The 13,073-nt window shown below is 73.5% G+C and carries 12 protein-coding genes; 5 read left to right on the top strand and 7 right to left on the bottom strand.

Annotation, left to right across the window (positions count from 1 at the left end; all coding sequences use genetic code 11):
- Window positions 1-21 precede the first annotated feature (21 nt).
- The 4 genes from ABT041_RS20460 to ABT041_RS20445 all read left to right on the top strand — a co-directional run bounded on the left by ABT041_RS20460 (window position 22) and on the right by ABT041_RS20445 (window position 4,702).
- Window positions 22-888, top strand: a complete 867-nt coding sequence (locus ABT041_RS20460) for an SCO6745 family protein (protein ID WP_351186350.1) — start codon at window positions 22-24, stop codon at window positions 886-888.
- 145 nt (window positions 889-1,033) lie between these two features.
- Window positions 1,034-3,463 (top strand): Tex family protein, encoded by a 2,430-nt coding sequence (locus tag ABT041_RS20455; RefSeq protein ID WP_351186348.1) that lies wholly within the window; start codon window positions 1,034-1,036, stop codon window positions 3,461-3,463.
- A gap of 206 nt (window positions 3,464-3,669) precedes the next feature.
- Window positions 3,670-4,119, top strand: coding sequence for a DUF2690 domain-containing protein (locus ABT041_RS20450; protein WP_351186346.1), 450 nt, complete (start codon window positions 3,670-3,672; stop codon window positions 4,117-4,119).
- A 136-nt stretch (window positions 4,120-4,255) separates the two neighbouring features.
- Window positions 4,256-4,702 carry a DUF2690 domain-containing protein gene (locus ABT041_RS20445; protein WP_351186344.1) on the top strand — a complete coding sequence of 149 codons (447 nt, stop codon included), beginning with the start codon at window positions 4,256-4,258 and terminating at the stop codon, window positions 4,700-4,702.
- 71 nt (window positions 4,703-4,773) lie between these two features.
- Here ABT041_RS20445 and ABT041_RS20440 read toward each other — a convergent pair whose 3' ends face one another.
- Genes ABT041_RS20440 through ABT041_RS20425 form a run of 4 tightly spaced genes read right to left on the bottom strand, consistent with a single transcriptional unit; the run spans window position 4,774 to window position 8,029 of the window.
- The gene (locus ABT041_RS20440) at window positions 4,774-5,175 is read right to left on the bottom strand and encodes a hypothetical protein (RefSeq protein ID WP_351186342.1); all 402 of its coding nucleotides are present in this window, start codon (window positions 5,173-5,175) and stop codon (window positions 4,774-4,776) included.
- Window positions 5,172-5,900 (bottom strand): 2-phosphosulfolactate phosphatase, encoded by a 729-nt coding sequence (locus tag ABT041_RS20435; RefSeq protein ID WP_351186340.1) that lies wholly within the window; start codon window positions 5,898-5,900, stop codon window positions 5,172-5,174. Before ABT041_RS20435 ends, ABT041_RS20440 begins: the two co-directional genes overlap by 4 nt.
- 28 nt (window positions 5,901-5,928) lie before the next feature.
- A complete protein-coding gene (locus tag ABT041_RS20430; RefSeq protein ID WP_351186338.1) occupies window positions 5,929-7,566 on the bottom strand; it encodes an ABC-F family ATP-binding cassette domain-containing protein in 1,638 nt (545 codons plus the stop codon).
- Between the two features lie 13 nt (window positions 7,567-7,579).
- On the bottom strand, window positions 7,580-8,029 hold the full coding sequence (locus ABT041_RS20425; RefSeq protein WP_351186336.1) for a hypothetical protein: 450 nt from the start codon (window positions 8,027-8,029) through the stop codon (window positions 7,580-7,582).
- A 70-nt stretch (window positions 8,030-8,099) separates the two neighbouring features.
- Here ABT041_RS20425 and ABT041_RS20420 point away from each other — a divergent pair, with 70 nt between their 5' ends.
- Window positions 8,100-9,056, top strand: a complete 957-nt coding sequence (locus tag ABT041_RS20420) for an FAD-dependent oxidoreductase (protein ID WP_351186334.1) — start codon at window positions 8,100-8,102, stop codon at window positions 9,054-9,056.
- A 227-nt stretch (window positions 9,057-9,283) separates the two neighbouring features.
- Here ABT041_RS20420 and ABT041_RS20415 read toward each other — a convergent pair whose 3' ends face one another.
- The 3 genes from ABT041_RS20415 to ABT041_RS20405 all read right to left on the bottom strand — a co-directional run bounded on the left by ABT041_RS20415 (window position 9,284) and on the right by ABT041_RS20405 (window position 13,033).
- Window positions 9,284-9,586 (bottom strand): hypothetical protein, encoded by a 303-nt coding sequence (locus ABT041_RS20415; RefSeq protein ID WP_351186332.1) that lies wholly within the window; start codon window positions 9,584-9,586, stop codon window positions 9,284-9,286.
- A gap of 118 nt (window positions 9,587-9,704) precedes the next feature.
- Entirely contained in the window at window positions 9,705-11,012 is a 1,308-nt protein-coding gene (locus tag ABT041_RS20410; RefSeq protein ID WP_351186330.1) for a M14 family metallopeptidase, read from the bottom strand.
- Window positions 11,009-13,033, bottom strand: coding sequence for a Xaa-Pro dipeptidyl-peptidase (locus ABT041_RS20405; RefSeq protein ID WP_351186328.1), 2,025 nt, complete (start codon window positions 13,031-13,033; stop codon window positions 11,009-11,011). Before ABT041_RS20405 ends, ABT041_RS20410 begins: the two co-directional genes overlap by 4 nt.
- Window positions 13,034-13,073 lie beyond the last annotated feature (40 nt).

The raw sequence follows: 13,073 nt of genomic DNA, 5'->3' as shown, positions 1-13,073 counted from the left end.
CCAGTCGGTAATGTTCAGACCATGACGACTGCTCTCCCCCCGCGTGCCGGCCGCCGCTGCCACAACGCCCTCAACCCGATCCACTCCACGCTGTACTTCTCGCCCGATCTGGACCGGGAGTTCGGCGCCCTCGGATTCACCGACCGGAGCGCGATGCGGCTGGCCGCGCGGAGCTCCGCGCTCGGCGCGGTGGGCGCGGGCGCGGTCGCCGCGACCTTCTACAACTACAACCACGGCTTCCTCGCGCAGCACCTCCCTGCCGCGTGGGACATCGCCTCCCCCGCCGAGGTCCTCGACGCGCGGCTGCGGACCGCCGACGCGACCCTGCGCCGGCTGCTCGGCGACGAGGCCGTCGCCTCGGCGGAGATGGCCGAGGCGGCGGAGCTCGCGCTGCGCGCCAGCGAGGCCTGCACCCGGCACGCCCGGCCGCTGTACGCGGCCAACGCCGACCTGCCGGTGCCGGAGCAGCCCCACCTCGCCTACTGGCACGCCACCACCCTGCTCCGCGAGCACCGGGGCGACGGCCACCTCGCGGCGCTGCTCTCCGCCGGGCTCGACCCCGTCGAGGCCCTCGCCTCGCACACCGCCACCGGAAAGGGCATGGCCCCGCGCTGGGTCCTCGGCACGCGCGGCTGGGGGCGGGCCGACTGGGAGGCCGCGACGGAGCGGCTGCGCGAGCGCGGGATCCTCGACGCCGACGGCGAGCTGACGGAGTCGGGCACGGCGCTGCGCGCCGAGCTGGAGGACCACACCGACCGGCTCGACTCCGCTCCGTACGAGCACCTGGGCGCGGCGGGGGTCGAGCGCCTCACCGAGCTGGGCCGCGGATTCCTCTTCGCGGCGGCCGGAGCGGGCGCCTTCCCGGCGGACCTCGTCGGCAGGGGCTGAGCCGGGCGGGCTCGCCGTCCTGCGGATCGGGCCGGGCTCGCGGGGCCCGGGACGCGCGCGGGACGGGTCGGTTACCGCGTCCGGGTGACCGACCCGGCAGAATGCACTGGCAAGCTTGAGGCACGAGAAGGCGAGTCGGGACACCGTGACGACGTCCATCGAAGCAAGGATCGCCGAGGAGCTCGGCGTACGCGAGCGACAGGTGAAGGCAGCCGTCGAGCTGCTCGACGGCGGCTCGACCGTGCCGTTCATCGCGCGCTACCGCAAGGAAGCGACCGAGATGCTCGACGACGCGCAGCTGCGCACCCTGGAGGAGCGGCTGCGCTATCTGCGCGAGCTGGAGGACCGCCGGGCGGCGATCCTCGACTCCGTCCGCGAGCAGGGCAAGCTGACGGACGAGCTGGAGGCGAGCATCCGGGCGGCCGACACCAAGGCGCGCCTGGAGGACATCTACCTGCCCTTCAAGCCGAAGCGCCGCACCAAGGCGCAGATCGCCCGCGAGGCCGGTCTGGCGCCGCTGGCCGAGGGGCTGCTCGCCGATCCGTCCGTCGAGCCGGCGGCCGCCGCCGCGGCCTTCGTGGACGCCGGCAAGGGCGTCGCGGACGCCGCCGCGGCCCTGGAGGGCGCGCGGGCCATCCTCGCCGAGAAGTTCTCCGAGGACGCCGACCTCATCGGCGAGCTGCGCGAGCGCATGTGGAGCCGCGGCCGCCTCGTGGCGAAGGTGCGCGAGGGCCAGGAGGAGGCGGGAGCGAAGTTCGCCGACTACTTCGACTTCGCCGAGCCCTTCACCGCGCTCCCCTCGCACCGGGTGCTCGCCATGCTGCGCGGCGAGAAGGAGGACGCCCTCAGCCTGGAGCTCGAGCCGGAGGAGCCCACGGAGGGTCCTTCCTCGTACGAGGGGATCGTCGCGGGTCGCTTCGGGGTCGCCGACCGCGGCCGTCCCGGTGACAAGTGGCTGCAGGACACGGTCCGCTGGGCCTGGCGGACCCGCATCCTGGTGCACCTGGGGATCGACCTGCGGCTGCGGCTGCGGACGGCCGCCGAGGACGAGGCGGTGCGGGTCTTCGCGGCGAACCTGCGGGACCTGCTGCTCGCCGCCCCCGCCGGCACCCGGGCGACGCTCGGTCTTGACCCCGGTTTCCGTACGGGCGTGAAGGTCGCCGTCGTCGACGCGACCGGCAAGGTCGTCGCCACCGACACGATCTACCCGCACGTCCCCGCCAACAAGTGGGACCAGGCGCTGGAGAAGCTGGCCCGGCTCGCGAAGGAGCACGCGGTCGAGCTGGTCGCGATCGGCAACGGGACGGCCTCCCGCGAGACCGACAAGCTGGCGGCCGAACTCCTCGCCAGGCACCCCGAGTTGAAGCTGACCAAGGTGATGGTCTCGGAGGCGGGCGCCTCGGTCTACTCGGCCTCCGCCTTCGCCTCGCAGGAACTCCCGGGTCTGGACGTGTCGTTGCGCGGCGCCGTCTCCATCGCCCGGCGGCTCCAGGACCCGCTCGCCGAGCTGGTGAAGATCGACCCGAAGTCCATCGGCGTCGGCCAGTACCAGCACGACCTGGCCGAGGTGAAGCTCTCGCGCTCGCTCGACGCGGTGGTCGAGGACTGTGTGAACGGTGTCGGCGTGGACGTCAACACCGCCTCGGCGCCCCTGCTTTCGCGGGTCTCGGGCATCAGCTCCGGTCTCGCGGAGAACATCGTCGCGCACCGCGACGCCAACGGCCCCTTCCGCTCCCGCAAGGCGCTCAAGGACGTGGCGCGGCTCGGCCCGAAGGCGTACGAGCAGTGCGCGGGCTTCCTGCGCATCCGGGGCGGCGACGACCCGCTGGACGCCTCGGCGGTGCACCCGGAGGCGTACCCGGTGGTGCGCCGGATGGTGAAGGCGACGGGCGGCGAGGTCGCGGCGCTGATCGGCGACACGGGCACGCTGCGCTCGCTGCGGGCGGACGACTTCGTCGACGAGACCTTCGGCCTGCCGACGGTGACGGACATCCTGCGCGAGCTGGAGAAGCCGGGCCGTGACCCGCGTCCGGCGTTCCGCACGGCCACGTTCAAGGAGGGTGTCGAGAAGATCGGCGACCTGGCGTCCGGGATGGTCCTGGAGGGTGTCGTCACCAACGTGGCCGCGTTCGGCGCGTTCGTGGACATCGGCGTGCACCAGGACGGTCTGGTCCATGTGTCGGCGATGTCGAAGACCTTCGTCAAGGACCCGCGCGACGTGGTGAAGCCGGGCGACGTGGTCAAGGTGAAGGTCCTGGACGTGGACGTCCCGCGCAAGCGGATCTCGCTGACCCTGCGGCTCGACGACGAGGCGGGCGCCGAGGGCCAGGGCGGCGCGCCCGGGCGCGACCGGGGAGACCGGGGCGAGCGCTCCGGCCGGCCGCCGCAGCAGCGTCAGGGCGGTGGCCGCCGGGCCGAGGGCGGTAACCGGAACGAGCGCGGGGACCGGGGCGGCAACCGGAACGACCGCGGCGGCCGGGACCGCTCGGCGGCTCCCGCGCCCGCCAACAGCGCGATGGCCGACGCCCTCCGGAAGGCCGGCCTGCTGGGCGAGGGCGGCGGCAAGCGCCGCTAGAACCGCAGGTCAGAGGCGGTTTCCGACCGGACTGCCGGAGTCGTCCCCGTACACCCCGATCGGGCGTGTGCGGGGACGCCGCATGTTCACCGGATATTGAATCAGGACGTCCGTTTTTCCCGTTGACGCGAGCAGAACAAGGAACCAAGATCATCTCCGGCCGCCACGGAAGGCCGTGACATGTTCCTGCTCCCAGAGGACGACAGATGAAGCGCGCGATCGCGAAGGTGGCGGGAGTCTCCGCCGCCGCGATGACCATGGCCCTGATCCCGCTCGCCGGCACCTCGTACGCCGCCGGCTGCTACGGCACCGGCTGCGACAACCTCGGCCCCGTCTCGCAGGGCTGCGACAAGGACGCCACCACCAAGGTGACCGCCACCGCCGACGGCGGCCTCAAGGCCGAGCTGCGCTGGTCCGCCGCGTGTCAGGCCGCCTGGGTCCGGGTGACCGACTCCAGCGGTGGCCAGTGGTGGGACAAGTACGGCTACATCGAGAAGTGGTCGGGCTACGGCACCGGCTTCGTGCGCAGCCTGTCGGTGAAGTTCCCCAACCCGGGCTCGGACTGGTCCAACATGCTCGGCGGCAGCAGCTACTACTACCGCACGTGCATCAAGGACACCGGCACGGGCCACATCGACTGCAGCACCTTCTGGTAAACCCACCGGCCCCCGCGTCGACGCACAGACGGCCGCCCGCCCTGCCCGCCGACGCGAACACGCCAGATTCGCAAGATCGACTCCGGCCTCCACGGCGGTCCGGAGAAGTCCCCGCTCCCGGAGGTATCGGCAACAGATGAAGCGCGCACTCGCGAAGGTCGCGGGGGTCTCCGCCGCCGCGATGACCATGGCCCTGATCCCGCTCGCCGGCACCTCGTACGCCGCCGGCTGCTACGGCACCGGCTGCGACAACCTCGGCCCCGTCTCGCAGGCCTGCGACAAGGACGCCACCACCAAGGTGAGCACCGTCAACGGCAACGGCTTCAAGGCCGAGCTGCGCTGGTCCAACACATGTCAGGCCGGGTGGGTCCGCGTCACGTCGCCCTCCGGCAGCCAGTGGTGGCCCCGGTACGGCTCCATCGAGAAGTGGCTGGGCCCCGGCACCGACTTCCAGCGCAGCCTCTCGGTGCAGTTCCCCTACGAGGCGGGCACCGACTGGTCCAACATGCTCGGCAGCAGCAGCGCCTACTACCGCGTCTGCATCAACGACAACGGCAACGTGACCTGCAGCAACTTCTGGTAGAAAGCCGGTCCCGCGCCCGCGTCGAGGAGGCCACAGCCCACCGGGCTGTGGCCTCCTCGCGTCCGGCCCCGTTACGGGAGGAAGCGCAGCGCCCACTCCGCCCGGTTCGCGACCGAGAGGTCGTCGTCCTCCGTCATCGGCTGGAGCAGCCGGCGGGCTTCCTTCGGATTCGCCTGGACCAGGTCGACGATCTCGGTGGCCAGACCGTCCTGGTCGTCCCCGAGGTCGACGGCGGAGGCGCGGATCAGGGCCGGGAGCACGTCCGGTCCCCCGATGGCGGCGAGGACGCCGCCGAGGAGCTCCCGCGCGTAGAAGTTCCGCTCGGTGATGACACGGTCCAGCTCCGCCTGGAGGCGCGGCAGGAGACCGGCGTCGCCCGAGGCCGCGATCTCGTCGGCGAGGTCGATCGTCTCGTCCACGTCGGAGTCCAGATCGTCCAGCATCTCGGTCAGCCGGGTCAGTAGGTCGGTCATGGTGCCTCCTGGAATGCGCCGTCCACGAGGACCGGGACGACCGTCGAGCCGTCGAGCTCGGCGGCCACGGCCACGTCCTGCGGAAAGCCGTACTCGTACAGTTCACGGCCCGAGTCGCAGCCGTGCAAGGCGGCGACCGGGTCCTCGGTCGCGTCCCACAGCGTGGCCGCCGCGGTCGCCTCCGGGGTCAGGGTGTGCGTCCTCGCCAGGGCGGACAGCACCGCTCCCGCGCCCAGCAGGTCCTCCAGGGCCGGGCGCAGCGAGCCGTCGGGCCACCGCTCGCCCGAGGCGATGACGGCGAGCGGGCGGTCGGCCGTGCCGTACCCCCGGTCGGCGAGCCGGCGGGCGACGGCCGAGTGGTTGCGCAGGGAGGCGGCGACGACGGTCGCGCCGCCCGAGGCGGCCTCGGCCGCGATGGTGGAGCCGTTCGGGGAGGGCAGGACCAGGCGCTCGGGCAGGGCGGCCGTGCGCAGGGCGGCCGGGGAGAGCGTCCAGGGGTTCGCCTCGGTGGCCTCGCGCCGGCCGACGGCGAGCGCGGCGCCGTTCTCCCGGGCGTACGCAGCGGCCGTGGCGTCCCTCCACCGGTAAGGCAACACCGCCGTGCCGCCCTCGACGGCGACGCCGACGGCCGTGGTGAAGGACAGGACGTCGACGACGACCACGCAGGCGGCCGCCGGGGCCAGGACCCGCGCCTCGACGGGGCCCCAGCCGAAGGAGACGGTCACCGCGGGCCCCGCCCGGAGGAGAACCGCATCAGAGCTCGGTCACCTTGCCGTCGGCGACCTCGATGCGACGGGTGGTGCGGACCGCGTCGAGCATGCGCCGGTCGTGGGTGACCAGCAGCAGCGTGCCGGTGTAAGAGTCGAGGGCCGACTCCAGCTGCTCGATGGCCGGCAGGTCCAGGTGGTTGGTGGGCTCGTCCAGGACGAGGAGGTTCACGCCCCGGCCCTGGAGCAGGGCGAGCGCGGCGCGCGTGCGCTCGCCCGGGGACAGCGTGGTCGCCGGCCGCAGCACATGGACGGCCTTCAGACCGAACTTGGCGAGCAGCGTCCGCACCTCGGCGGGCTCGGTGTCGGGCACGGCCGCGCAGAACGCCTCCAGGAGCGTCTCCGTGCCGTGGAACAGCTTCCGGGCCTGGTCGACCTCGCCCACGACGACCCCGGAGCCGAGGACCGCGTCGCCGGAGTCCAGCGGGAGACGCCCGAGCAGGGCGGCGAGCAGGGTCGACTTGCCCGCGCCGTTGGCGCCGGTGACGGCGACCCGGTCGGCCCAGTCGATCTGGAGCGTGACGGGGCCGAAGGAGAAGTCGCCGCGGCGCACCTCGGCCTCCCGCAGGGTCGCCACGACCGAGCCGGAGCGCGGCGCGGCGGCGATCTCCATGCGCAGCTCCCACTCCTTGCGGGGCTCGTCGACGACGTCGAGACGCTCGATCATGCGCTGGGTCTGCCGGGCCTTCGCGGCCTGCTTCTCGCTGGCCTCGCCGCGCAGCTTGCGCCCGATCTTGTCGTTGTCGGTGGCCTTGCGGCGGGCGTTGCGGACGCCCTTGTCCATCCAGTTGCGCTGCATGAGGGCGCGCCCCTCCAGGGCGGCCTTCTTGTCGGCGTACTCCTCGTACTCCTCGCGGGCGTGCCGCCGGGCGGTGTCCCGCTCCTCCAGGTAGGACTCGTAACCGCCGCCGTAGAGGGTGATCTGCTGCTGGGCGAGGTCGAGTTCGAGGACCTTGGTGACGGTGCGGGTGAGGAACTCGCGGTCGTGGCTGACGACGACCGTCCCCGCGCGCAGCCCCTTCACGAAGGCCTCCAGGCGCTCCAGGCCTTCGAGGTCGAGGTCGTTCGTGGGCTCGTCGAGCAGGAAGACGTCGTAGCGGGAGAGGAGCAGCGAGGCGAGACCGGCGCGGGCGGCCTGGCCGCCGGAGAGGGCGGTCATCGGCTGGTCGAGGCCGACGGTGAGACCGAGGGAGTCGGCGACCTCCTCGGCGCGCTCGTCGAGGTCGGCGCCGCCGAGGTTCAGCCAGCGCTCCAGGGTGATCGCGTACGCGTCGTCGGCGCCGGGCGTGCCGTCGACGAGGCCCTGGGTGGCCTCGTCCATGGCGGTCTGGGCGGCGGCGACCCCGGTGCGGCGGGCGAGGAACTCGCGCACCGTCTCCCCCGCGCGCCGCTCGGGCTCCTGCGGGAGGTGGCCGACGGCCGCGGTCGGCGGGGAGAGCCGCAGCTCGCCCTCCTCCGGGGTGTCGAGCCCGGCGAGCAGCCGCAGCAGGGTCGACTTGCCGGCGCCGTTGACGCCGACGAGGCCGATGACGTCACCGGGGGCGACGACGAGGTCGAGCCCGGCGAAGAGGGTGCGTTCGCCGTGGCCGGCGGCGAGGTCCTTGGCGACGAGGATTGCAGTCATCAGGGAACGAATCCTAGGCGACGCGTCGACACGCCGAGGATTCGAGGAGCCGCAGGAGCACGGAGCGGTAGCCGGCGCCGGGGAAGCGGTACGGGCCGACGCCGGGGTAGCCCTCGCGTACGAGGTCGACGGCGGGACCGGTCTGCCAGGCGAAGTCGCGCCAGACGACGTCCGTGCCCTCGCGTGCGACGACGGCGGTGACCGCGCCGCAGCCGGGGTCCTCGCAGTCGGGGCAGGAGTGGATCACCTCGCGGGAGCCGTCGGCGAGGAGGAGTCGCTGGGCGTGCTCGGGGCGGACGGTCGGCGGGATGTCCGCCGCGAGGGGCGAGACGGTGTCGAAGCCGTCGGTCTCGTCGAGCCGGTGGAGCAGCGGCCTGCCGTCGACGAGGAAGTCGTGGTGGAGGTGCTCGCCGACCGGACTGGCGGCGGAGACGAGGTCGAGGGTGGTGTACGGGACCGGCATGACTCCAGTGTTTCCCCCTTCCGTGGCCGCACCGTCCCGGAAATGTCCCGGTCCCGGTACGGTCCGGGACATGACGAGCGACGCGATCGTGGTGGGGGGCGGGGTCGTCGGTCTGGCGACGGCGACGGTACTGGCGGAGCGCGGCCTCCGGGTACGGATCTGGTCCCGGGACGACGTGCTGGGCACGACCTCGGCGGTGGCGGGCGCCCTGTGGTGGCCGTACCGGATCGAGCCGGCGACCGAGGCGGGGGCGTGGGCGCTCGCTTCCCTGCGGCTGTACCAGGAGTTGGCGGCCGACCCGGACCGCAGCGGCGTCGGCCTCGTGGCCGGGGTCCACGCGGACACGGTCCTCGACGGACTGGGGTCCTGGGCGAAGGAGGTCGAGGGGCTGCGGCAGTTGGCGCCGGACGAGGTGCCCGGGCCGTACCGCACGGGGCTCGGGGCACGCCTGCCGTTGATCGACATGCCGGTCCATCTGGCCTTCCTGCGAAGCCGGTTCGAGGCGTTGGGCGGCACCTTCGAGCAGCGCGAGGTCAGGGACTTCGCCGAGGCGGCGGCGCTGGCCCCGCTGGTGGTCGACTGTACGGGGCTCGCGGCGCGGGAGCTCGTACCGGATCCCGGACTGCGGCCCGTGCGGGGGCAGTTGGTCGTGGTGGAGAACCCGGGGATCGAGGAGTGGTTCACGGCGGCGGACGAGTCGGCGGGCGAGACCACCTACTTCTTCCCGCATCGCGACCGGCTGGTGCTCGGCGGGACGGCGGAGGAGGGGGACGAGCGGCTCGGCCCTGATCCGGAGACGGCGGCGGCGATCGTGGCGCGGTGCGCACGGGTGCGGCCGGAGATCGCGGAGGCCCGGATCCTCCGGCACCTGGTGGGGCTGCGGCCCGCGCGGGTGGGCGGGGTGCGGATGGAGGCGGTGCCGCTGCCGGGCGGCGGGCGGCTCGTCCACCACTACGGGCACGGCGGCGCGGGGGTGACGGTGGCCTGGGGCTGCGCGGAGGCGGCGGCGGATCTGGCACTCGGCTGAGCGGGGGGAACGGCCCGGACGCGGCCGCGGGACTTCCGTCGGCGGCCGACGGGCCGGAGACGATCGCGGTCCACCGACCACCGCGGGGCTGGATGTGGCCGCGGGACTTCCGCCGTCCGCCGGCGGGCCGGAGACGACCGCGGGACCTCCACCGGTCGCAGGGGCGGCCGGAAACGGCCGCGGGGCGGTTGCCGGCCTTTCGGATGGCAACCGCCCCGCGTGAACCCTTACTTCCAGAGCGGCGGCTTGCTGTTGTTGTCCGCGTCCGCGCACTGCTTGGCCTGGCGCTCCAGGGCGTCGGCGCGGGCGAAGGCCTTGCGGGCGTCCCCCGTGGCGCCGAGGCGCTTGAGCTGGTTGCCGCGGTCGCGCTCCTTGCGGGCTTCCGCCCGCAGCTTGGTGACGTTGCAGGTGATGCTCTTGGCGGCGGCCGGCTCGGCCGTCACCGTCTGTCCGAGCAGCACGCCCCCGGCGAGCAGCGTCGTGGCGAGCAGGGCCGTCAGGGCACGGCGTGCGGGCTTGGTGTGGCGCATGGTGGTTCTCCAACTTCAGGGCCTTGCGGGCCCGTTCGAGGCATGGTCAGTACCAGCAGGTAACTTTACCTCGGCAAACATCGGAATCGCGCCACACCGTGCCGGAGGCACCCGATCGTCAACACCTCTCCACAGGACTCCCACTGACGAGGTGGTAGGTCGCCCGCGCGTCCAGGAGCAGCGGAACGAGCGCGCGTTGCGACTGGCGCAACGGGACGAACGCCCCCGCTCCCTCCGCCCGTACGGTCACCCCGTGCAGGGCGAGTTCGTCGCCCACCTCGGCGTACTGGGCGGCGTCCAGGCGGTAGCCGCAGGGCGGGTCGGCGAGGATCTCGGCGGGCTCGGCCGGGTCGTTGTCGGCGCCGCCGAGGTACACCGGGCCCCGGTCGGCGAAGCCGGTGTGCCGGGCGAGGGCGGTGGCCGCGGTGAGCGGCCCGCGCCGCTCGTCGAGGTAGGCGAAGGCGCCTTGCAGGGCGGCGTGCTGGGTGGCGACCCGGCGCCGGTGGTTGAGGGCCGGATCGTCCTTCTCGGCCTGGTCCAGGGCGTCGACCCGGGTCTCGACGAGCAGTCCGGCGGAGTGCTTGACGCCGGCCGTGTTGCGCAGGATCCGCTCCTGGCCGTCACCGGCGACCTGCTTGATCGGCTCGCCGGTGAGGGGGTCGGTCCAGATGCCGTAGATGCCGCTGCTGTAGCCGGCGAGTCCGGCGGCGGGCCGGACGTAGGACTCGGAGAGGGTCCGGGACTCGTCGTGGACGTGCGGGTCGGCGTCGAGGCTGCGGGGCCAGAGGGCGAGCAGGTCCTTGTCGTAGTAGCGGGGGGTGGCTCCGTACTCGTGCAGGTCGTAGACGAGGGCCGGCTTCCGGTCGCGGATGACGGCGGCGATCGCGCGGGCCTCGGCGGTCCGCAGGGCGAGGTGGTCGCGGTTGACGTCGACGCCGTCGCCGTTGCCCCGGGTGTCGGCCTCGCGGCCGTCGGGATTCGCGGTGGGGACGACCAGCAGGGTGGTGCGGGCCAGGAAGCGCAGGCTCTCCTTGTCCTGGGCGTAGGCGAGGTCGCGCACCGTGCTCAGGCAGGCCTCCCGGCCCGCCGGCTCGTCGCCGTGCTGGCTGCAGACGAGCAGCACCGTGGTGGAGCCCTTGCCGAGGGTCGCGAGCCGCAGCGGGCGACCCTGCCGGGTGGTGCCTATCTCGCGCAGCGACACCCCGTCGCTGCCCCGGTCGACCGCCGCGAGGAACGCCCCCTCCTCGGCCTCGGTGGTCCACCGGGCGCCCCGGCTCTCCTCGAAGCCGGTGTGCGGGAGGGCCTGCACGGGCGCACTGTCCGCCGCCTTGGCGGGGACGGTGACGAGCGGCAGGGCGAGGGCGGCGGCACCCACGACGAGGGCGAGCGCCCGGCGTGAACTCCGTTGTGCGTTAAGGGGGTTCATCGGGCGGCTCCCTCGTGGGCGGGGCCCGGCAGGCGGGGGCCGATGACGGCGGCCGGCGGGACGGCGCCGGTCAGGGACGGGACGGTCGTCGGCGAGGGCAGGGCCGGGGCCGCCCCCGTGGTCGCCCGGTCGAAGGCCCCTGCGCCGCCGACGAGCGGCACCTTCGCCCAGGTGCGGGCCAGGTCGAGGGTGAGGGTCGGGGTGGTCGACGGGGGGTCGAGGAGGTCCTTGTCGGTGCCGCCGACGATCAGGGCGAGCCGGTGACCGGCCGGGACGACGTGGTCGGTCGCCGCGAGGTTCAGGGTGAGGGTGTACGCCCTTCCGGGGGTCAGCGGGCGCTCCTCGCGCGGGTCGGCCCAGGTCCCGAGGTCGGCCCAGCCCCGGCTGACGACCGTGTACGCGACGTCCGTCGTCCGGGCCGCGGTCTCCTTGAAGCAGGCGCTGTCGCCCGCCGTGCTCGCGCCCCAGCAGGTGCGGTCGGTGAGGGTGGTGATGCCCTCGCCGGCGGCACCGTAGTCCCGGATCGTGTCCGGGCCGAGGTCGACGAGGACGGCGGAGAGGTGTGCGGTGGCGGTCGTCGGGGTGGCGGTGACCGTCACCTTCGACGAGCCGGAGATCCGCAGGTCCCGGGAGAGCGGGCGGGTGGCGAAGCCGGCCTTCTCCGGGGTGTCCTCGTCGATCCGGGCGGCCCAGTCGAGCTCGCCGAGGCCGGGGTCGTCGGTGAAGGTGGCGGTCGAGCCGGGAGCGGCGGGGGTGAGGCCGAGGCCGCCGGCGCCGGGCTGGGCGGTGCGCACCGGGCGCATCGTGGTGGTCTCGGTGGCGCGCGCCGGCCAGGCACGGTCGGTGGACCAGACGTCCGGGGCGCGCTCGACGTCGGCGACGGGCTCGCGGTCGATGCCGTTGTCGTAGCCGAGGAGGTAGTGGTCGAACCAGCGGTGCAGGGTGCGGACCCAGTCGGCGCGCCGGAAGTCGAAGGGGTCGACGTGGCCGGTCTGCGAGAGCCAGATCTTCCGCTCGACGCCGTGGGCGGCGAGCGCGTCCCACCACTGGCCGAACTGGCCGGCGCGCACGTTGAGGTCCTGCTGTCCGTGGACGACGAAGACGCTGGCCCTGACCTTGCCGGCGTCCTTCACGTGGTCGCGTTCGGTCCAGTCCGGGGTCCAGTCGCCGCTGTAGGGGGTGCCGGCGGTGATGCGGTCCTGGACGGCGCCGCAGCGGCGCTGCGCCTCGGGGCTGTTCACGTACTCGGAGAGCCAGCTCGGGTTGGCGTTGTAGAGCGGGGCGCCCTGCGAGTGGAAGTAGTCGTACCAGGAGGAGATGGCACCGATCGGAACGATCGTTTTCAGCCCTTCGACCCCGGTGGCGGCGACGCCGTTGGCGATGGTTCCGTCCCAGCTCTTGCCTATCATGCCGACGTTCCCGGTGCTCCAGCCGGTCGCGCGGGCCGGGGTGCCGCCGGTGCGGGAGGTGTAGCCGCGGGCGCGGCCGTTCAGCCAGTCGACGACGGCCTTCGCGGACTGGACGTCGGAGCGGCCGCCGACGTCGTCGCAGCCGTCGGAGCGGTTGGTGCCGGCGAGGTCGACGGCGACGAAGGCGTAGCCGCGGGGAACGAAGAAGTTGTCGTAGAAGAGCGGGAGCTGGACGGGGTTCCCGTCGGCGTCGTAGGTCTTCTTCTGGCTCTCGTTGCCGCGTCCGCAGCAGGCGTAGTACGGACTGGCGTCCATGATGACCGGGATCCTCCGGCCGGCCGCCGCGGGCTCGCGGGGGCGCACGATGTCGACGGCGACCCGGTCGGCGCGTCCGTCGCCGTCGCCGTCGAGGCCGGTGTCCACCCAGACGGACTCACGGACGGCGTCGGCGTACGAGTGGACCGGGCGGGACTCTCGCACGAAGGGCGAGACGGGTTCCGGCAGGGCTCCGGCGGGGGTGACGAGGGTGGCGAACAGGGCGGCCGTGGCCGCGGACACGAGGGTTCCGTACGTCAGTCGGGCTCCGCGGGTTCTCCGCTTTCGCATCGGCATGCGCCGGAACGTACCCCGGTCAACTCCCGGGCAAAAGAGT

Origin of the sequence: Streptomyces sp. NPDC002825 (genome assembly GCF_040295385.1) — a bacterium.
Classification (GTDB): domain Bacteria; phylum Actinomycetota; class Actinomycetes; order Streptomycetales; family Streptomycetaceae; genus Streptomyces.
This window is presented reverse-complemented; position numbering and strand designations above follow the sequence as displayed.

Bases quoted from the DNA above. Each gene is read 5' to 3' on its own strand.
- ABT041_RS20415 (WP_351186332.1), bottom strand. From the start codon at position 9,586: ATGCGCCACACCAAGCCCGCACGCCGTGCCCTGACGGCCCTGCTCGCC.
- ABT041_RS20425 (WP_351186336.1), bottom strand. From the start codon at position 8,029: ATGCCGGTCCCGTACACCACCCTCGACCTCGTCTCCGCCGCCAGTCCG.
- ABT041_RS20460 (WP_351186350.1), top strand. From the start codon at position 22: ATGACGACTGCTCTCCCCCCGCGTGCCGGCCGCCGCTGCCACAACGCC.
- ABT041_RS20450 (WP_351186346.1), top strand. From the start codon at position 3,670: ATGAAGCGCGCGATCGCGAAGGTGGCGGGAGTCTCCGCCGCCGCGATG.
- ABT041_RS20420 (WP_351186334.1), top strand. From the start codon at position 8,100: ATGACGAGCGACGCGATCGTGGTGGGGGGCGGGGTCGTCGGTCTGGCG.
- ABT041_RS20440 (WP_351186342.1), bottom strand. From the start codon at position 5,175: ATGACCGACCTACTGACCCGGCTGACCGAGATGCTGGACGATCTGGAC.
- ABT041_RS20430 (WP_351186338.1), bottom strand. From the start codon at position 7,566: ATGACTGCAATCCTCGTCGCCAAGGACCTCGCCGCCGGCCACGGCGAA.
- ABT041_RS20445 (WP_351186344.1), top strand. From the start codon at position 4,256: ATGAAGCGCGCACTCGCGAAGGTCGCGGGGGTCTCCGCCGCCGCGATG.
- ABT041_RS20410 (WP_351186330.1), bottom strand. From the start codon at position 11,012: ATGAACCCCCTTAACGCACAACGGAGTTCACGCCGGGCGCTCGCCCTC.
- ABT041_RS20405 (WP_351186328.1), bottom strand. From the start codon at position 13,033: ATGCCGATGCGAAAGCGGAGAACCCGCGGAGCCCGACTGACGTACGGA.